Source organism: Xanthomonas sp. SHU 166, assembly GCF_000364685.1.
In the GTDB taxonomy this organism is placed as follows: Bacteria; Pseudomonadota; Gammaproteobacteria; order Xanthomonadales; family Xanthomonadaceae; genus Xanthomonas_A; species Xanthomonas_A sontii.
Window position 1 is genome coordinate 1 of record NZ_AQOJ01000521.1, and the last position, 19,239, is coordinate 19,239.

Genomic DNA, 19,239 nt, shown 5'->3' on the forward strand with positions numbered 1-19,239 from the left:
ATTGCCCTTGAAGCCGATGCTGCGCCCGTAGTCGCGGGCCAGGGTCAAAAACCGCGCTAGGTGCTCCTGCTCGCGTCGCATCTGCGTGTTGTGCAGGCAGGCGTAGCCTTCGCGGCCGCCCCAGAACACGTAGTTCTCGCCGCCCAGTTCCACGGTCGCTTCCAGCGCGGCCTTGACCTGCACCGCCGCGCGCGCGACCACGTCGAAGTCCGGGTTGGTCGCCGCGCCGTTCATGTAGCGCGGATGCGAGAACAGGTTGGCGGTGCCCCACAGCAGCTTGACCCCGGTGTCGGCCTGGCGCTGCCTGGCGATGCCGACCATGTGCTTGAGGTTCTTTTCGTACTGGCCGACGTCCTCGGCGTCCGGCGCCAGGTCCACGTCGTGGAAGCAGTAGTACGGCACGCCGAGCTTGGTGAAGAACTCGAACGCCGCATCGGCCTTGGCCTCGGCGCGGCCCAACGCATCGCTGCCGGCGTCCCAGGGATAGGCGCGGGTGCCGGGGCCGAACGGATCGGCGCCGTTGCCGCAGAAGCTGTGCCAGTAGGCCACGGCGAAGCGCAGGTGCTCGGCCATGGTCTTGTCGCCGATGCGCTTGCCGGCGTCGTAGACCTTGAACGCCAGCGGATTGTCCGAGGCCTTGCCTTCGAACGGGATGCGGCCGATGCCCGGGAAAAACTCCTTGGCGCCGGTGTAGACGGAAGTGCTCATCACGAAGTCCTGGTGCGTTGCGGGGGAAAGGGAATCACGCGGCGTACAGCGGGCCGATGGCCTGCAGATGCCGCTGGAAGCTCTGGTAGTGCGCCTGGTACTGCGCGCCGCGCTGCGCATCCGGCTGCGCGGAGCGCGTCGCATCGTCCTGCTGGTGCTGCAGCACCACCTCGGCCAGGCTGGCGCGCTCGCCCTGCGCCCAGCCGTCGGCCCACAGCGCCTGCAGCGCCCCGCCGAACGCCGCACCCTCGGCCTGCGCTGGTACGTGCACCGGCAACCCGAACAGATCGGCGATGAGCTGGCGCCAGCCGGCGCTGTTGCTGCCGCCGCCGGTGAGGGAGATCGCATCGAACTGCAGCCCGGCATCGACGAAGGCGTCGAAGCCGTTGCGCAGGCTGTAGCTGGCGCCCTCCATCGCCGCGCGATAGAAATGCGCCGGCGTCGTGTTGTGCAGGTCCATGCCGGTCAGGCAGCCGCGCGCGGCCGGCAGGTTCGGGGTGCGTTCGCCGTTGAAGAACGGCAGCAGCACCAGTCCGTCGGCGCCGGGCGCGGTGGCCGCGAGCAAGGCCTCGCCCTGCCCGGTCTTGATGCCGAACAGGCGCGCGATGGTCTCGGTGGCGACCGTGCAGTTCATGGTGCAGATCAGCGGCAGCCAACCGCCGCTGGAAGAGCAGAACGCGGCCCAGCGTGCGTCCGGGTCCACCACCGGGCGTTCGGCGTAGGCGAACAGGGTGCCGGAGGTGCCCAGGCTCATGCTCAGGCGGCCCGGCACCACGTTGCCGGTGCCGATCGCCGCCATCATGTTGTCGCCGCCGCCGGTGGCCACGCGGACCTCGCGCGGCAGGCCCAGCGTCTGCGCCGCGGCGGCGGACAAGGAGAAGCTGCTTTCGGTCGGCACCAGCGGCGGCAGCGCCGCGGCCAGGTCGCGCTGCGGATCGATCGCCTGCAGCAGCGGCGCCGACCATTGCCGGGTGCGCACGTCCAGCCAGCCGCTGCCGGAGGCGTCGCCGACTTCGGCGTAGCGCTCGCCGGTGAGCCAGAAGTTGACGTAGTCGTGCGGCAGCAGCACCGTCGTCATCGCCGCGTAGGCATCGGGACGATGCTTGCGCGTCCACGGCAGCTTGGAGGCGGTGTAGCCGGCCAGGATCGGATTGCCGGCCAGCTCCACGCAGCGCTGCGCGCCGCCGACCGCCTCCATGATCTCCTCGCACTCGCGCTGGGTGCTGGTGTCGCACCACAGCTTCACCGGCGCGGTGACCTGGCCTTGCGCATCCAGCGGCACGAAGCCGTGCTGCTGCCCGGACACCGCGATGGCCCGCACCTGCGCCCGCTGTTCGGCGCTCAGTGCGGCGAAGCAGGCGACGATGCCGTCGATCCACCACTGCGCCTGCTGCTCGCGGGTGCCGTCGTCGCGGCTGATCAGGTCCAGCGCGTGGCCGTGGGTGGCCACCACCTGCTGGCTGTCGGCATCGTAGGCGAGCAGCTTGACGCTCTGCGTGCCTACGTCCAGGCCGATGTACAGACTCATTGCCCTACCCGCCACATCGTGCACACACCCAGTTCCATCATCGCTCCAGAAGAAAGGCCGGCGTGCGGGGACCACTCGCCGTGTCGCCGAGTGTAGTGCGCACCGCACGCATCACGCAGCGAAGCATGATGACGCTGAGTGCCACGCGCTGCCAGCGCGACCCGGGCGATGGCGTACGCACGCGATGGATCCAGCCACCCTGCAGCCAATTCACGGTCAACGGATGCAGAAGCGGGACACGGATCGAGCCAACGGATGTCATTGCATGCAGGGACGGCCCGTCGCATCCGCGACACGATGGCGACTGGCGCGGTCTCGACTCTGCGCAGGATGTGTCTACACACGGCACCATCTTGATGCGCTGCATCAAACCTGCGCGCAAGGCGTGCGCATGTTGCACCGTTGTGCATTCGATGCATCCCTTCTCCTCCTGGACCATGGCCCTCTTCGGGGGAAGTACCCCAGGGAGCGGATGAAGCGCTGCGCTCCGGACCCTCACCCCAACCCCTCTCCCGGGGGGAGAGGGGCTAAAGCGCGCCGCTGCCGCTTCTTTGCCGTCATCTGGGTCGTACCGTCGCTTGCGAACTCGCCTTCCTTCTCCCGTCGGGACCATGGCCCCCTTTTTTGGGGGAAGGTGCCCGAAGGGGCGGATGAGGGTACGGGCGTAGCGCGCCTATTTCGCTGCATCGCGACCCAGTCGGCACGCCACGACCGCCAGCATGGGGCAACCAACGCTGGCACCATCTCGCGCGCCATCCCAGGCTCATCCGGCCCGCGCCGCGACGGCATGGCCGGTTCCCTTGCGCGGCACCTCCAGGGGTTGGCCGCGGTACTCCACGCTGGCGTCGGCCGCGGGTTCGAGTGCGCCGGCATCGTCGCGTGGACCATCGACGAAGCGCACATGGATGCTGCGCCGGTCCTGCATGCCCGGCCAGTGGCCCTCGCGCGCGCCGATGCGCAGTACTCCCCTGGCCTGGTCCCACTGCAGCGGGATACGGCTGAACTCGCCCTTCTCGTAGCCGTAGCCGGTGCCGTCGTCCTCGTACAGCGAGAAGCGGCCGTCGGCGCCGGTATAGACCACCACGGTCAGCGGTGCGTCCGGGATCTGGTCGACGTACTGCTGCACTTGGGTCATCGGCACGATGGCGCCGGCACGCACGAACAGCGGCATGCGCTGCAGCGGCGCGGCGGCGTCGATGGTCTGGCCGCCGGCATGGCGCGCGCCGCTGTTGAAGTCGATCCAGTCGGTGCCCGCCGGCAGGTAGACCTTGCGCGAGGTCGCGCCGAAGCGGGTCACCGGCGCCACCAGGAACGCCGGGCCGAACAGGTACTCGTCGTCGATGTCGGCGACTTTGGGGTCGTGCGGGAAGTCCATCGGCAGGCCGCGCATCATCACCCCATCGTGGTGATAGGTGTCGCCGGCGAGCGTGTAGATGTAGGGCAGCAGCGCGTAGCGCAGACGGCTGTAGTAGGCCATGCTGGCGTAGTACGGCGTGCCTTCCGGCGCGATGTTCCAGATCTCGCGGTACGGAAACTGGCCGTGCGAGCGGAACAGCGGCACGAAGGCGCCGAACTGGAACCAGCGCGTGTTGAGTTCGCGCCACTCGGGCAGGTGCGCCGGGTCCTGGCGTTCGTAGCGCTTCTCCACGGCGAAGCCGCCGATGTCGAAGGTCCAGTTCGGCAGGCCCGACATCGACAGGTTGACGCCGGCGGAGATCTGCTCGCGCATGTCCTCCCAGCGCGAGGCGATGTCGCCGCTCCACACCGCCACGGCGTTGCGCTGGATACCGGCGTAGCCCTTGCGCGAGAGGATGAACACGCGCTTGCCATCGGCGGCGCGATCGCCGGCGTAGACGCCGTGGGTGTGCGGCAACGGATAGGCATTGAAGAACTCGGTGGACGGCCCCAGCGCGGTCGGCGTGGTGCGCGCCTTGCGCTCGGCGATGTCCAGGTTGGAATGCACGTCGGGCTCGTCGGCATCCAGCCACCAGGCATCGATGCCCTTGCGGTTGAGCGTCTCGTCGATCTGCCGCCAGTAGATCGCCTGCGCATCGGCCGCGTACGGGTCGTAGAACGCGTTGGTGTAGCCCTTGCCGATCCAGTCCAGTTCGCCCACCTCGACGTTGCGCCGGTAGATGTGCCCGGCCGCGTCCAGTTCCTTGTAGTGGGCGGTGCTCGGATAGAACTTCGGCCAGACCGAGATCATCAGTTGCGCGTGGCTGGCGTGCACCGCCTTGACCATGCCGTCCGGGTCGGGGAAGCGCGCGCGGTCGAAGTCGTGCGAGCCCCAGGCGTTCTCCGGCCAGTACGACCAGTCGAGCACGATGTTGTCGATCGGCAACTGCCGCCGGCGGTACTCGGCCAGCACGCCGAGCAGCTCGTCCTGGGTTTTGTAGCGCTCGCGGCTCTGCCAGAAGCCGTAGGCCCACTTCGGCAGCAACACGGCCTTGCCGGTCAGCGTGCGGTAGCCGGCGATGACCTGGTCGGCGTTGTCGCCGGCGACGACGTAGTAGTCGATCATCTGCCCGGCTTCCGACCACAGCGACAGGTCGCCGGCTTCGGCCGCCGGCAGCGGGTCGCGATGCAGCAGCGCGATGTAGCTCGGGTCGATCAGATCCCACTCGACCTTCAGCGTATGCCGCTGGCCAGGCTGCAGCTGCAACGCGAACTCGTGGTGCCAGGGATTCCAGTTCTGCCGCCAGCGGTCGACCAGCAGCTTGCCGTCGACCCATAGCCTGGCGTACTCACTGGCATACAGCGAGAAGGTATGCGTGCCGCCGCGTTCGGCCTCGATCTGGCCTTCCCAGCGCACCTGCATGCGGCGCTTGTCGCCGGGCTTGGCCGCGGCGGGGAATTTCACCAGGTCCTTGATGTACTGATAGTCGATGTCGGCTTCGCGACGCTCCAGCACCGGCTTGCCGTCGATCGCGTAGTGCGCGGTCAGCGCACCGCGCTTGCCGTGCGCGTCGTACAGGCGCAGCGTCGCCGGCAGCGTCTGCAGCCCGCGCGGATCGCCGAAGCGGGTGATCGCGTTGTTGTCCCAGAGAATGCCGTAGTTGCGGCTGGACACCAGGTACGGCACCGCCATGTCGAGATTGCTCTGCAGCAGTTCGATGTCGTGGCCCTTCTGGTTCATCCAGCCCTGCTGGTGCTGGCCGAACCCGTAGAAGGCCTCGTCGGGCGGCGAGACGAAGCGCTGGCGCACGCTCAGGTACTGGCGGCCCTCGACCTGCAACGGCGCGAAGCTGCGCCCGCCCGCCACTTCCGCCAGCAGCGGCGTGCCCTGCCCATCGCTAAAGCCGACATGGCCGTCGACGGTGGAGACCCGCGCGGTCATCCGCGCGGTCTTGAGCTGTACCGTGTCGCCGTGTTGCTCCAGCGTAAAGCCGGTGTCGCCCTGCACCGGCACCCGCATCAGGCTGGGTGTGCGCTGGAATGCGCCGGTCGGATCGGCACTGACCCGGACGATGCCGCGGTCGATCACCTGCAGGCGTACCGGCGCCGCGCCCCTGGTGCTGGGATGCACGGTGACGCCATCGGCATCGCGGGTCACCTGCTGCGCGGCGGCCGACGCGGCGACCGCGAGCAACGCTAGCGCCAACAGGCGTGGCAACGAAGGCGGCAGGCAACGGTTGGCGTGGTGCATGTTCACTCCATTGGAAAGTCATACGGCACGGCGCGCCTGGCGCCACCGCGTGGTCAATACGTCGCCAGGGTGACGCGCAGCAATTGCGGCACGTCGGAGAAATTCAGCCCGTAATCGGTCTGGTCGCCGTTCCAGTTGCGCCGGAAGCGCCATTGCTCGCCGTCGTACACGCCCTCCTCGACCCGGTCGTAGAGCATGTTCGCGGTCGCCGCGCTGGCCGGATGCAGGGTCACCCGCGCGTGCTGGGCGGTGACCAGGAAGGTGTCCGGACCGAGTTCGGCGATCAGCGCCGCGCCGATCGGCGCGGGATTGCCGGGCGGCTCGCCCTGGAACCAGAACTGCGGCACGCCATAGGTGATGGTGGCGCTCCAGCGCGCGTTGAGCGGCAGCTCCTGCACGGCCTGGCCCGTCGCCTCGGCGGTACCGTGCAACTTGCCGGCGGCGGCAGCCTTGGCGAAGACACGCATGCCCATGCCCACCGCACGGTAGCCCAGCGCGAACGGCGCCAGTGCCTGTGCGTCCACGCGCTTGGCGCCGAGCGGATCGTTGGAGTAGCCGCTGTAGTCGACGCCGAAGGTGGACCAGCCGATGCCGTCGTGGCCCAGCGCCGGATACAGGTAGCGCGCGTACTCGGGGCGGTTGCCGGTCTCGGCGACGAACAGCGCGTTGTCGGGGCGTGCGTAGCGCTGCAGCACCGTGGTGTACAGCGGGTACTCGGGCATGTAGATATCCGGCGCAAGCAGGTCGATGTGCGGCGCTGCCGCCTTCCACACGTCGAGCACGTTGTCGGTGGGGCCGCCGCTGGCGTACTGCCCGGGCTGGCCCGGATTGAACGGGCCGCGCAACGCCGCATTGACGTAGATCGGCAAGGGATACGCGGCCTTGCCGGCCTCGGCGATACGGTCGATGAAGTGCGCGATGTGCCAGGCGTGGAAGATCTCGTCGGCCTCGGCGCCGAACACCTGCGCCCAGCTGCCAGGTGACTTGCCGAGCCGCTGCAGCAATGCCTGCGGCACCGGGCCGTCGAACACGCGCTGCGCCATCGGCGAGAAATCGCGCGCACTGCCGTAGGTGCCCGGCTCGTTCTCGGCCTGCACCATGATCACCGTGCGCTGCGGATCGGCCTGGCGCAGATGCCGCATGAAGGCAACGAAGGCGGTGCGGTCGGCCTCCAGCGTGGCCGGCGCCAGCGGCGACAGCGAACCCAGGCGCCGTCCATCGCGCGCGACCACGCGCGGAAAGCGCGCATCGTCGGTCTTGACCCAATGCGGCGCGTAGTTGGGGCCGTTGTTCTTCCAGGTGCCGAACCACAGCAGCACCAACCGCACCCGCTGCGTGCGCGCCTGCGCCAGCAGGGTATCGACGAAGGAGAAATCGAACCGTCCCTCTTCCGGCTCCACCTGCTCCCAGGCGATCGGCACCTGCACCGTGTTCGGCCCCAGCGCGCGGATCGCGGGCCAGACCTGCGCCAGCGCCGCCGGATAGTTGCTGGAGTTGTTGACCTGCGCGCCGAGGATCAGGAACGGTGCGCCATCGACCAACAGCGTGTGGCGGCCGTCGGTGCTGACCAGGCGCGGGATCGGTGCCTGGGCCGGCGCCGATGGCGCGGCAGCAGGCGTGTGCGCATCAGCCGAAGGCGCGTCCGGCGCGGCCCGGCAGGCGCCCAGCAGCAGCGACAGCAGGACCGGCAGCCGCCATGCGGTGCGCAACGCGCGCGACGGCGATCCAATTCTTCGCATGCGGCCGATGCCCTGCCTCACCAGTCGTCGCTGCGGAACGGACCCACCGGCAACTGCTCGCGGTTGACCAGGTTGGCGTCCTCGGGGTTTTCGCTCCAGGCGTAGCGCACTGCCTGCGGCTGCGGCACCGCGTCGCTACGGACCACCACCTGGTCGCCCTCGATCCGCGCCTGCGCTGGATGGAAGCGGCGATCGGCGCCGGCCAGGGCGAAGCCACGCAGCACAGTGCCGCCGCCACGCACCGCCAGGGTGCTGCCCATCAGGTCGAACATCACCCGCGCCTGGCCATCGGCGAACGTGGCGCGCGCGAACACCGGCGCGCTGTAGACCAGGGTTTCGCCGTAAGCCACGTGACGTGCGACCAGCGCCAGGCGATGCCCCACGTCCTGCTTGTTGGGTGGATGGATGTTGTCCGGCGTGCCGATGTCGATGGTCACCGCCTGCCCGGTGGCCGGCAACGCCAGTGTCCTGGTCTGCGATTCGCGCAGTTGCGCCCACGGACTCAGGTCGCCCTGGTCGTTACCGGCCTTCCAGTTGGCCAGTTGCACCCACAGGAACGGCAGCTGCGGCTGTCCGCGCTCCTGCCGCCAGCGCCCGATCAGCGACGCGAACTGCTCGCGGTAGCGCAGCGCGCCATACGGGTAGGCGTTGCTCTCGCCCTGGTACCAGATCACGCCCTTGACCGGGAACGGCTGCAAGGGATGGATCATCGCGTTGTACAGCAGCGTCGGCACCTGGTTCTTGTCGTCGTTGGCAGCCAGCGTGACCTTGCCCGGGCGGAACTGCCAGTCGCCGGCCAGCGAGCGCGGTTGGCCGCCGTCGGGCTGCACGAAGAACGCCGCCGCATCGCCGGGAATGCCGCCGAAGCCACCGGTATCCAGGATGCGGATCGCGATGTGGTTGACGCCGGCGCGCAGCGCTGCCGGCGGCACGCGGTAGCGGCGCGGCTCGGTGTAGCGCCCTTCGGTATGGCCGACCTCCACGCCGTTGACGTAGGTGGTGTCGGCATCGTCGGCCGGGCCGATGCCCACGACGGCGCCGGCCTTGGCTTCGGCTGCACTGAGGGTAAAGGTGCTGCGGTACCAGGCGACGCCGTCCATGCCGACGTAGCCATGCTGTTCCCACAGCCCCGGCAGCGGCTGGCGGTCCCAGTCGCGGTCGTCCAGATCGGCAGCGGCCCAGCCGGCATCCGCATCCGCATCCGCGGTGGTCGGCTGTGGCCAGCGCGCCAGGCGCCGCCGGGTCTCGCCGAGGTCCTGTGCGTCCTTGGCCTGCATCTGCGCGATGCGCGTGCGCACCTGCGCCGCGTCCACGCCCGGCGAGGCGGCGTCCATCCAGGCCTCGATCGCACTGCCGCCCCAGGTGCTGTCGATGATGCCGATCGGCACGCCGGTGTGCTGGCGCAGGTCGCGCGCGAAGAAATACGCCACCGCCGAGAACGCGCCGGCGGTGGCGGGCGTCGCCGCGACCCAACTGCCGCCGGGCAGCCGCGGCTGCGGCTGCGCCGACCAGGCCTTGGGCACCTTGAAGTTGCGCAGTTGCGGATCCGTCGCCGCCGCCACTTCGCGTGCGCCGTCGCGCGCCTGCGCCAGCGGCCACTCCATGTTGGACTGGCCGCTGGCCAGCCACACGTCGCCGATCAGCACGTCGCCGATACGGCGCTGGCTGCCGTCGCCCTGCACGTCCAGCACGTACGGGCCGCCGGCCGCATGCACCGGCAACTGCAGTTGCCAGCGACCATCGCTACCTGCGACCGCACTGGCGCTGGCACCGTCCAGGCGCGCCTGGATGCGTGCGCCAGGCGTAGCCCAACCCCAGACCGGAATCGGTGCATCGCGCTGCAGGACGGCGCCGTCGGCGAACAGCAACGGCAGTTGCAGCTCCGCCGCGGCTGGCCATGACGCGAACGCCAGCGCCAGCAGCGCCAGGCGAACGGTGGGATGCAGCGGTCTTGTCATGAAGCGGTTCCTGCGTCGGGAGGAAAAGCCGGCCGCGGCCACCTGCCTCGCCGCAGGCGGACCGCGCGCCGGAGATTGCTGCGCGCCTACCAGTTGGCGCGCAGCACCAGCGAGTAGCGACGATCGTTGACGAACCAACTGCGCGTGTACAGATGATTGTCGACTTCGCCGCCGTCGTAGGACGTCGGCCCCATCAGCACCTTGGTCTCCGCGTTGGTGATGTTGTTGGCCTGGATGCCCAGTTGCAGATGCGGCGTGAACCGATAGAACACCGAGCCGTCGAGCTGGCCATAGTCGTCCGACCAGGTCGGCAATTTGGTCGACACGTCGCTGGCGGTCAGCAGGTAGCGCGAGCGCCAGTTGTAGGCCAGGCGCACCGATAGCGGGCCCTTCTCGTAGATGCCGGCGAGGTTGTAGCTGCGCCGCGACAGGCCTTCCAGCGGCAGCGCCACGCCGGTCACGGTGGTCTTGGTGTAGGGATCGGTGGCCGTGTTCACGCCGCCGCTGCTGTCGACGAAGGTGAAGTTGGCATTGACGCCGAAGCCACTCATCCAGCCCGGCAGCGAATCGAAGAACTGCGTGTAACCGTACTCGAAGCCGCGGATGCGGCCCTTGTCCATGTTGTACGGACGCGTCACCAAGAAATCCTGGCCGCCGTAATTCTCGGTGACGGTCTGGTTGGAGAAGTAGTCCTTGACGCTCTTGTAGAACAGCGTCAGGTACATCATGTCGCTGCTGTCGAAGTACCACTCCAGCGCGGCGTCGTACTGGTCGGCCTTCATCGGCTTGAGGTTGGGATTGCCGGCGGAGCCGGTCCAGTCCTTCAGCGAGCCGTCGTCGTTGACGGTGGCGGTGAGCAGCAGATATGGCTGCAACTGGGTGTAGTCCGGCCGCGCCATCGCCTTGGACGCGGCCAGGCGCAACTGCAGCGCATCGGAGAACTTGAAGCGCAGGTTCAGGCTCGGCAGCACGTCGGTGTAGCTGCCGCGCGCGTCGTTCGGGAAGTACTGCCCGTAGTACTGGGCCTTGAGCGCGTCCGAGGCCGAGGTGGCGGACAGGTCCGGATACTGGCCGTAGCCCGAGGCCTCGGTCCTGGTCTGCACCACCCGCACGCCGATGTTGCCGTCCACCGGCACGCCCAGCGCGGTGTCGTTGCCGAAGTACATCACCATGTACGCGGCCTGGGTGCGTTCGAACTGGCGGTTGGTGTCCTGCAACTGATACTGGTCCGGCGCCCAGCCATAACCGCGCAGTGCGACGATCTGCTCGATCAGCGCCGAGGTTCCGGCGTAGTCCTTGACCGCGCTGTTGCGCGGGAAATACAGGTTGTTGGGCACGCGCACCTTGCCGCGCAGCAGGTTCGAAAAGGAATACAGCGACGAGGACGCGGTCATGTAGCTGGCCAGGTCGGCCAGGCCGGTGGCGGTGCCGGGGATGGTCGCCCAGTTGTCGCTGATCACGCCCCAGTTGTAGCCGGAATTCTTGTTGGTCTGGGTGCGGTCGGTGGCGCGGATGCCGGCACGGAAGGTGCGCAGCCACGGGTTGTCGTCGTAGCTGTATTCCAGGTCGAAGCGCGTGGCCAGCTCTCGACCGCGGTTCTTCGCCAGGTGATCCATCGCCGCGCTCCAGAAGTAATTGGAGGGGTCGGCGGTGTAGCTTGGGTCGGCCAAGGTCACCGCAGGGTACTTGCCGCTGAGGTCGAAGGTCAGGCCCGGCAAATAGATCGAACTGAACAGGGTGAAATCCAGGGTGTCGCTCTGCGACTGCACCAGTTGCATGTCGCCGCGCACGGTCAGCCGGTCGGTCAAACGATGGGTGAAGCCGCCGGACAGATCGGAGGTGGTGGTGCTCTGCCGGGCGTAGCGGTTGTCGGTGTAGAAGCGCACGCCGTCGTTGCCGGTGACGTTGCCGCGCCAGGAACTGGACGCCGGCGAGCCGCTGACGAAACGGCCTGCGTCGTCGTAGGTGAAGGTGGTGCCGGGCGCCGGCGCGATCGCATTGGTGTCGTCGTTGAAGAACGCCGCGCGCTCCTGCCAGTTCATGTCGTAGGACGAGCGCAGGTATTGCACGTAGAGGTCGGTGGCGTCGCTGGGCCGCCACTGGAAGGCGGCCGCCACGCCCTTGCGCTTGCGTTCGAACTCCAGCTGCCGCCAGTTGACACCTCCGGGCACGTAGACCTTGTCGAAGCTGGTGCCGGCCAGCAACGCGGGATCGGTGCGGCGCACGAACGGTTCCACCTGGATGCCGTCGCTGCGCGTGGCCAGTTCCGAGTGCGCCACATCGAGCATGAAGCCCATCTCGCCCAGGCCCGTGTTCCAGCGATCGCTGAACAGGAACGAGCCCGACGGCTTGTAGGTCTTGCTCAGGTCGCCGTAGTTGACGTCGGCGGTGAAGCCGATCACGCGGCCGGGCTGATCGAACGGCATGCGCGTGCGCAGGTTGACCGTGCCACCGAGGCCGCCTTCAATGATCTCCGCCGAGGGATTCTTGTACACGTCCACGCCGGCCATCAGTTCGGCCGGCACGTCCTCGAAGCTGAGCCCGCGTCCGCTGGCGGCGCTGAAGCTGTCGCGACCGTTGAGTTCGCCGCGCACCTGGGTCATGCCACGGATCATCACCCCACTGCCTTCGGCCGAGAAGTGGTCCGGGTCGTTGCGCGCCATGAAGTGATCGATGGTCACGCCGCTGACCCGCTGCAGGGTCTCGGTGACGCTGCGGTCCGGCAGCGCGCCGATGTCCTCGGCGCTGACCGAATCGACGATCTGCTCGGCATCGTGCTTGATCGATTGCGACTTGATCAGGCTGCCGCGCACGCCCTTGACCTCGACCGCATCGAGCTGGGTCACCGGGTCGCCCTTCTTGCGCGCGGCAGGCTGCGCGCTTGCGGACTCCGCCTCCTGCGCCAGTGCCTGTGCGCTGAGCAGCAGGCCGATGCTCAGCGCGATGAGCGAACGCGGCAAAACACGGGGACGACGTGACGCTGCGGTCGGCAGAGCCGGACCACAAGAATGCTGCGATGCCATGCTGTTTCCCTCCCAGGAGACATGCACACAGACACGGGCGACGGTCGCACCAGGACGCCGTCCTGCGAGTTGTGACGGCGTCGGTCTCAGCCGCTGCCGTATCGGATGGCGCCGCTGCGCAGAGTGGCAGGTCGGTCGCTACCGCGATCGGCCGAGACTAGGAATGCACTTGGCGTGAAACAAATGAAAAATTCCCGTCAAGCTATGTGATTCCAGACTAGCGGGATGCGCACCACGGCATGTCTACGAAATCGTCCGTCCGCGGCATGACTGCGCCTGCGACGACATTCAAACGCTCGCCGCCCGCTCGGGATACAGCCGCTTGGCCGCATTGCGCAACGCCAGCAACACGCGTTCGGCGCCCGGCGGCAGCAGATAGTCGCGGCGGCGCACGATGCCGAACGATTCCATGCGCACGCCCAGCGTGATCGGCAACACCGTCAGCAGCTTGGCCTGCACGTACGGCGCCACCGCCTCGGCCGGCAGCGCGGCCAGCAGGTCGCTGCCGCGCAGCAGGCTGGTCATCACCGGCAGCGACGAGGTCTCGATGACGTTCTGCGGCGCCGGCACCGCGTGCTCCAGGAACATCGCGTCCAGGCGCGCGCGCAGCACGCTGTCGGCCGGCGGCAGCACCCAGCCGTAGCGGGCCAGGTCGGCATGGCGCAGGTCGGCGCGGGTGGACAGCGGATGGCCGGCGCGCGCGATCACCGAGTGCGGCTCGTCGGCCAGCGGCTCGAACTCCAGCGCCTCGGCGCCGTAGGGGCCGAGGATGCGGCCGATCACGATGTCGAGCTGGCCGTCGAGCAGCTTGGCCACCAGCGGCCGGCTGTAGTCCATCTCCACCCGCACCAGGATGCCGGGAAACTCGCGCTTGACCTCGGCGATGGCCTGCGGCACCAGGTTGGTGCCCGGATTGACCACGGTGCCGATCGAGACCTGGCCCATGCGCCCTTCGCACAGTGCGGCGATCTCTTCCTGGGCACGGCCGATCTCCGACATCGCCGCGCGCGCGCGGCGGATCAGCACCTGCCCGTACCAGGTCGGTTCGACCCCGCGCGCGTGGCGCTCGAACAGCTTCACCCCCAGCAGGTCCTCCATTTCCGCCAGCAACTTGGACGCCGCCGGCTGGGTCATGCTGGCCGCCTCGGCCGCGCGCAGCACCGAACGGTGCTCGTGCAACTGCAGCAGCAACAACAGATGCCGGGTCTTCAGGCGCGCGGCGTTGAACCAGGGATTGGCGGAAGCATTCATCGTGGGCAGGCGTCCTGGGGGAGCGGAGCCGCGTATTCGGCGGCGGAATAGAATATTCCTAAAATTTCATTTGCAGAGCATAGCTCACGCGCGCAGGCTACGGCCCATCGCGCCCCGCTGGCGCCGTCGTCGTCGGGCACCGGCCCGCCGGCTACGGAGGCCGTCGGGTGGGGCCAGCGCGCCGACGCATGGCGCGGACTGCAGCGGCCCCGCCGTCCGGTCCCGCCGCTGCGACGCGCTGGCCGGGCGCCTCCGTCACCGTCGTTTCCGCCAGGTATTCCGAATGTCCGCCGCTTCCCCGTTTCGACTCCCGCTGATCGCGATCCTGCGCGGTCTCACTCCCGAGGACGCGCTGGCGCACGTCGGGGTGCTGGCCGATGCAGGCTACGACGCGATCGAGATCCCGCTCAACTCGCCGCGCTGGGCCGACAGCATCGGCCCGGCCGCGCAGGCGTTCGGGCAGCGCTGCTGGATCGGCGGCGGCACGGTGCTGCAGATCGGCGACGTCGACGCCCTGGCCGATCTGGGCGCGCGCTTCATCGTCACCCCCAACACGCGCCCGCCGGTGATCCGCCACGCGGTGGCGCGCGGCCTGCAGGTGGTGGCCGGCTTCGCCACCGCCACCGAGGCGTTCGACGCGCTGGATGCCGGCGCGCAGATGCTCAAGCTGTTCCCCGCCGCCACCTACGGCCCCGGCCACGTGCGCGCCCTGCGCGCGGTGCTGCCGGCGCAGGTGCCGCTGTTCGTGGTCGGCGGCGTCAACACCGAGACCCTGCACGACTACCTCGGCGCGGGCGCGATCGGCGCCGGCATCGGCGGCGAGTTGTACCGCCCCGGCCAGTCGCTCGCACAGACCCAGGCGCACGCCGCCGCCTTCCGCCACGCCTATCTGGACCGCGCATGAAGATCGTCCGCCTCACCACCTACCACGCCGCGCCGCGCTGGCTGTTCCTGAAGATCGAGACCGACGAGGGCATCACCGGCTGGGGCGAGCCGGTCATCGAAGGCCGCGCGCGCAGCGTCGAGGCCGCGGTGCGCGAACTCGGCGACAGCCTGATCGGCAAGGACCCGGCGCGGATCAACGACATCTGGCAGATGCTGTACCGCGGCGGCTTCTACCGGGGCGGCCCGATCCTGATGAGCGCCATCGCCGGCATCGACCAGGCGCTGTGGGACATCAAGGGCAAGGCGCTGGGCGTGCCGGTGTACGAACTGCTGGGCGGGCGCGTGCGCGACCGCATGAAGACCTACCGCTGGGTCGGCGGCGACCGCCCGGCGGCGACCATCGCGCAGATCCAGGGCTACCGCGACCTCGGCTTCGACACCTTCAAGTTCAACGGCACCGAGGAAATGAAGCTGATCGACGGCCCGCGCGCGGTGGATGCCGCGGTGGCCAAGGTGGCGCAGATCCGCGAGGCGTTCGGCACCGCCATCGACTTCGGCATCGACTTCCACGGCCGCGTCGCCGCGCCGATGGCGCGCGTGCTGCTGCGCGAACTGGAGCCGTTCAAGCCACTGTTCGTCGAGGAGCCGGTGCTGCCCGAGCAGGCCGAGTACTACCCGCGGCTGGCCGCGTCCACGCCGATCCCGCTGGCGGCCGGCGAGCGCATGTTCTCGCGCTTCGACTTCAAGCCGGTGCTGCAGGCCGGCGGCCTGTCGCTGCTGCAGCCGGATCTCTCGCACGCCGGCGGCATCACCGAATGCCTGAAGATCGCCAGCATGGCCGAGGCCTATGAGGTCGGCCTGGCGCCGCACTGCCCGCTCGGCCCGGTGGCGCTGGCCGCCTGCCTGCAGGTGGACTTCGTCTCGCACAACGCGGTGCTGCAGGAACAGAGCATCGGCATCCATTACAACGAAGGTGCCGACCTGCTCGACTACGTGCTCAACAAGGACGACTTCGCCTGCGACAATGGCGGCAGCATCGCCGCATTGCCCAAACCGGGCCTCGGCGTGGAAATCGACGAGGAGCGCCTGCGCCATGCCAACGCCAACCCACCCGACTGGCACAACCCCATCTGGCGTCACGCCGACGGCAGCATCGCCGAGTGGTGAGCCGATGAACACCTCTCTTCCGCCCCGCCACACCGCCACGCTGGCGGTGGACAGCCGCTGTGCGCACGGTGAGGGCATGCTGTGGTGCGAACGCCGCGGCGTGCTGTTCTGGGTCGACATCAGCGGCCGCCGCCTGTGGCGCCACGATCCCGCCAGCAACGTCAGCCGGCATTGGGACCTGCCCGACCGCCCCGGCTGCCTGGGCCTGTTCGACGACGGCCGCCTGCTGCTGGCGCTGGCCAAGGGCGTGTACGCCGCCGATCCGGATGCCGCCGCCGAGGCCGACAGCGCGCTGCCGCTGCAGCATCTGGCGGATGTGGAGCCGGAACGCGACGACACCCGCAGCAACGACGGCCGCGCCGACCGCCACGGCAACTTCGTGTTCGGCACCATGAGCGAGCGCGAGGACCAGGCGCCGGTCGGCAGCTTCTACCAGTGGTCGGCGCGCCACGGCCTGCGCCGTTTGCCGTTGCCGGGCGTGGCCATTCCCAACGCGATCTGCTTCAGCGCCGACGGCCGCACCCTGTACTACTGCGACTCGGTGCAGCCGCGCATCCTGTGCTGCGACTACGACCCGGATGCCGCGCACACCGCCAACAGCCGCGTGTTCGCCGAACTGGACCATGCCGGCGCCGAGCCGGACGGCGCCATCGTCGATGCCGAAGGCCACCTGTGGAACGCGCAATGGCGCGCCTGGCAGGTGGTGCGCTACCGCCCCGACGGCAGCGTCGAGCGCCGTGTCGCCCTGCCGGTCAAGCATCCCACCTGCCCCGCCCTGGGCGGCGCCGATGGCGGCACGTTGTACCTGAGCACCTCGCGGCAGGATCACAGCGAGGACGAACTGGCACGCACGCCGCAGGCCGGCGGCGTATACGTGGCCGCGGTCGGCATCGCCGGTCTGCCCGAAGGACGCATCGCCAGCGCATGATCGTCGTCGATTGGGGGACCAGCAGCCTGCGCGGCTATCGGCTCGACGCCGACGGCGGCATTCTCGACCAGCGCCGCAGCGACCAGGGCATCGCCGCCTGCCAGGGCCGCTTCGCCGCGACCCTGGCCACCCTGATCGACGGCTGGGACGGCGACATCGTCCTGTGCGGGATGATCGGCAGCCGCAACGGCTGGATCGAACTGCCGTACGCGCCCTGCCCGGCCGACGCCGCCGCCCTGGCCGCGGCGATGCAGCCACTGCAGGATCCGGCGCTGCCCGGCCGCACGCTGTGGTTCGTGCCCGGCGTGGCCAGCGACGCCGACGCCGTGCCGGACGTGATGCGCGGCGAAGAGACCCAACTGATCGGCCTGCTCGCGTTGCTCGCGCAGGAACCGCCGACGGCCGAGATCCACCACGTCTGCCTGCCCGGCACCCACAGCAAGTGGGTGACCCTGCAGGACGGGCGCATCGCCTCGCTGGCGACGATGATGACCGGCGAGTTGTACGCGCTGCTGCGCACGCACAGCCTGCTGGCGCGGCTGATGGACGCCGACGACGGCGTCTTCGATGCGGCCGCGTTCGATGCCGGAGTGCAGCGCAGCGGCGACCCCGGTGGAGTGCTGCACCATCTGTTCGGCGTACGCAGCCTGGGCCTGTTCGAACGCCTGAGCGCCGCCGCGGCACCGTCCTACCTGTCCGGCCTGCTGATCGGCCACGAACTGCGCGCGCACCCCACCTTGCCGCCGGTGGTGCACTTGGTCGGCGGCAGCGGCCTGCTGGCGCGCTATGCGCATGCGCTGGCCACGCTCGGCAGCCGCGTGCGCACCCATCCGGAGGATCTGGCCGCGCGCGGCCTGTATCGGCTGGCGCAGCAGCACGGCGGCCTGGCCGGCTGAGCCGTGCGCGCCGCCCGCCTCCTGCCCCGCTGCCCCGCACACACGGCGGCGGCGGCCGCTTTGCATTAGAATTACCGGGTTAATCGCCGGATCCCGCCATGCCTTTCGTCGTCACCGAAAACTGCATCAAGTGCAAATACACCGACTGCGTGGAAGTGTGCCCCGTGGATTGCTTCCACGCCGGCCCGAACTTCCTGGTGATCGATCCGGACGAGTGCATCGACTGCACGCTGTGCGAGCCGGAATGCCCGGCCAACGCCATCTACCCCGAGGACGACGTGCCGGCCGGCCAGGAAAGCTTCGTCGCACTCAACGCGGAACTGGCCAAGGCCTGGCCGGTGCTGACCACGCGCCAGGAACCGCTGCCCGACGCCGCCGAGTGGGACGGCAAGCCGAACAAGCTGCCGCTGCTGCAGAAGTAATCCGGCCTCGGATTCTGCCCGGGTACTGCCCGCCGAACAGTCCATACAAGCGGCGGCTTCAGGGCGCCTCCAACTCGCTTTGCCTCAGTGCAACCGGACACGTGATTACACCCTGGTAGGACGCGAGGCTTCGCCCGTACCCTCATCCGCCCCTTCGGGGCACCTTCTCCCGGCGGGAGAAGGAAAAGTCCGAAGCCCCTCTCCCCTCGGGAGAGGGGTTGGGGTGAGGGTACGGCGCGCAGAAGCAAGGAGCGGCTCTTATCGCCTTGTTTGAATCAGACGCGACGCGCATCTCGCAGAGCCCATCGCGGCCAACGCCGCTCCTTGCATCCACAAAGAGCAGCGCAGTGTTCTTGCCGAACGAAAACGGGCGCACTGGGCGCCCGTTTCGCGTTCTGCAGCAGATCCGGCGCAGGCGCCGGACCACACCGGCTCGGCTCAATGACCCAGCTTGGCCTTCAACGCCGCGATCAGCTTGACCGGCGCCTCGCCGGTGGCCGGCAGGCCGCGCGGGTCCACCGCCGAGACGTACACGCCGGCATCCACCGCCACCACGCGCACCAGGAAGTTGCTGCCTTCGTAGGCCACGTCGTAGGAGCCCAGCAGCTGCGCGCGGCTGGCGATGGTGACGCCTTCGATGCCGCCAAGCGCGTCGCCGACCTGGCCGAACACCTGGTCGCGCGTCCCCGGCACCACGAAGCCGCTGTTCGACGCCGCCGGAGCCTGGCCGGCCGGGGCCGCAGGACGCTGCGCCGAGGCCAGCGCCGGCACCTTCATCGCCGCCGAGGTATCGGGCGAGGTCAGATCCGGCGGCACTTCCAGCGGACGCATGTCGGGCGCCAGCGCGTAGTCGCCGCGCGGCTTGCCCTTGTGGAACCAGCTGCAACCGCTGGTGGCCGCGACCAGAGTGGTCGCCAGCACGGCGGCCGACAGCACGCGGACGTAGGGAACGGAAGCACGCATCAATCAATCTCCTGGAGTCAGGCCGCGAGCGTTTCGCGGCTGGATAGGTCTTCCAACGCGGCAGCGTCGGCGGCAAGTCGGTCGGCCGTGGCGTGGTGCGCCGCGGACAACGGCAGCAGCGGCAG

The 19,239-nt window shown here is 69.1% G+C and carries 12 protein-coding genes and 1 pseudogene; 5 read left to right on the top strand and 8 right to left on the bottom strand.

Annotation, left to right across the window (positions count from 1 at the left end; genetic code table 11):
• The 7 genes and pseudogenes from D180_RS13195 to D180_RS13225 form a co-directional block, all read right to left on the bottom strand.
• Positions 1-708, bottom strand: a pseudogene (locus D180_RS13195) (xylose isomerase); the annotation flags it as partial.
• A 34-nt stretch (positions 709-742) separates the two neighbouring features.
• A complete protein-coding gene (gene xylB / locus D180_RS13200; RefSeq protein WP_017913156.1) occupies positions 743-2,236 on the bottom strand; it encodes a xylulokinase in 1,494 nt (497 codons plus the stop codon).
• 763 nt (positions 2,237-2,999) lie between these two features.
• Positions 3,000-5,882 carry a TIM-barrel domain-containing protein gene (locus D180_RS13205; protein ID WP_017913157.1) on the bottom strand — a complete coding sequence of 961 codons (2,883 nt, stop codon included), beginning with the start codon at positions 5,880-5,882 and terminating at the stop codon, positions 3,000-3,002.
• 53 nt (positions 5,883-5,935) lie between these two features.
• A complete protein-coding gene (locus tag D180_RS13210) occupies positions 5,936-7,621 on the bottom strand; it encodes a DUF5597 domain-containing protein (protein WP_081616483.1) in 1,686 nt (561 codons plus the stop codon).
• Between the two features lie 17 nt (positions 7,622-7,638).
• Positions 7,639-9,579 (bottom strand): sialate O-acetylesterase, encoded by a 1,941-nt coding sequence (locus D180_RS13215; protein ID WP_017913159.1) that lies wholly within the window; start codon positions 9,577-9,579, stop codon positions 7,639-7,641.
• A gap of 86 nt (positions 9,580-9,665) precedes the next feature.
• Positions 9,666-12,602: a TonB-dependent receptor gene (locus tag D180_RS13220; protein WP_051064825.1), complete on the bottom strand. Its 2,937-nt coding sequence runs from the start codon at positions 12,600-12,602 to the stop codon at positions 9,666-9,668.
• A 288-nt stretch (positions 12,603-12,890) separates the two neighbouring features.
• Entirely contained in the window at positions 12,891-13,853 is a 963-nt protein-coding gene (locus D180_RS13225) for a LysR substrate-binding domain-containing protein (RefSeq protein ID WP_017913161.1), read from the bottom strand.
• Positions 13,854-14,136: 283 nt separating this feature from the next.
• Between D180_RS13225 and D180_RS13230 the strand changes: the two genes are divergently transcribed.
• From D180_RS13230 to fdxA, 5 genes are all read left to right on the top strand, one after another.
• Complete coding sequence (locus D180_RS13230; protein WP_017913162.1) at positions 14,137-14,757, top strand: 2-dehydro-3-deoxy-6-phosphogalactonate aldolase; 621 nt, start codon at positions 14,137-14,139, stop codon at positions 14,755-14,757.
• Positions 14,754-15,905 (top strand): galactonate dehydratase, encoded by a 1,152-nt coding sequence (dgoD, locus tag D180_RS13235; RefSeq protein ID WP_017913163.1) that lies wholly within the window; start codon positions 14,754-14,756, stop codon positions 15,903-15,905. Before D180_RS13230 ends, dgoD begins: the two co-directional genes overlap by 4 nt.
• 4 nt (positions 15,906-15,909) lie before the next feature.
• Complete coding sequence (locus D180_RS13240) at positions 15,910-16,833, top strand: SMP-30/gluconolactonase/LRE family protein (RefSeq protein WP_017913164.1); 924 nt, start codon at positions 15,910-15,912, stop codon at positions 16,831-16,833.
• On the top strand, positions 16,830-17,729 hold the full coding sequence (locus D180_RS13245; protein ID WP_017913165.1) for a 2-dehydro-3-deoxygalactonokinase: 900 nt from the start codon (positions 16,830-16,832) through the stop codon (positions 17,727-17,729). The genes D180_RS13240 and D180_RS13245 overlap by 4 nt, the downstream gene beginning before the upstream one ends.
• Before the next feature lie 98 nt (positions 17,730-17,827).
• Complete coding sequence (fdxA, locus tag D180_RS13250) at positions 17,828-18,151, top strand: ferredoxin FdxA (RefSeq protein WP_017913166.1); 324 nt, start codon at positions 17,828-17,830, stop codon at positions 18,149-18,151.
• Between the two features lie 438 nt (positions 18,152-18,589).
• Here fdxA and D180_RS13255 read toward each other — a convergent pair whose 3' ends face one another.
• Complete coding sequence (locus D180_RS13255; RefSeq protein WP_010343910.1) at positions 18,590-19,114, bottom strand: hypothetical protein; 525 nt, start codon at positions 19,112-19,114, stop codon at positions 18,590-18,592.
• Positions 19,115-19,239: the final 125 nt, after the last annotated feature.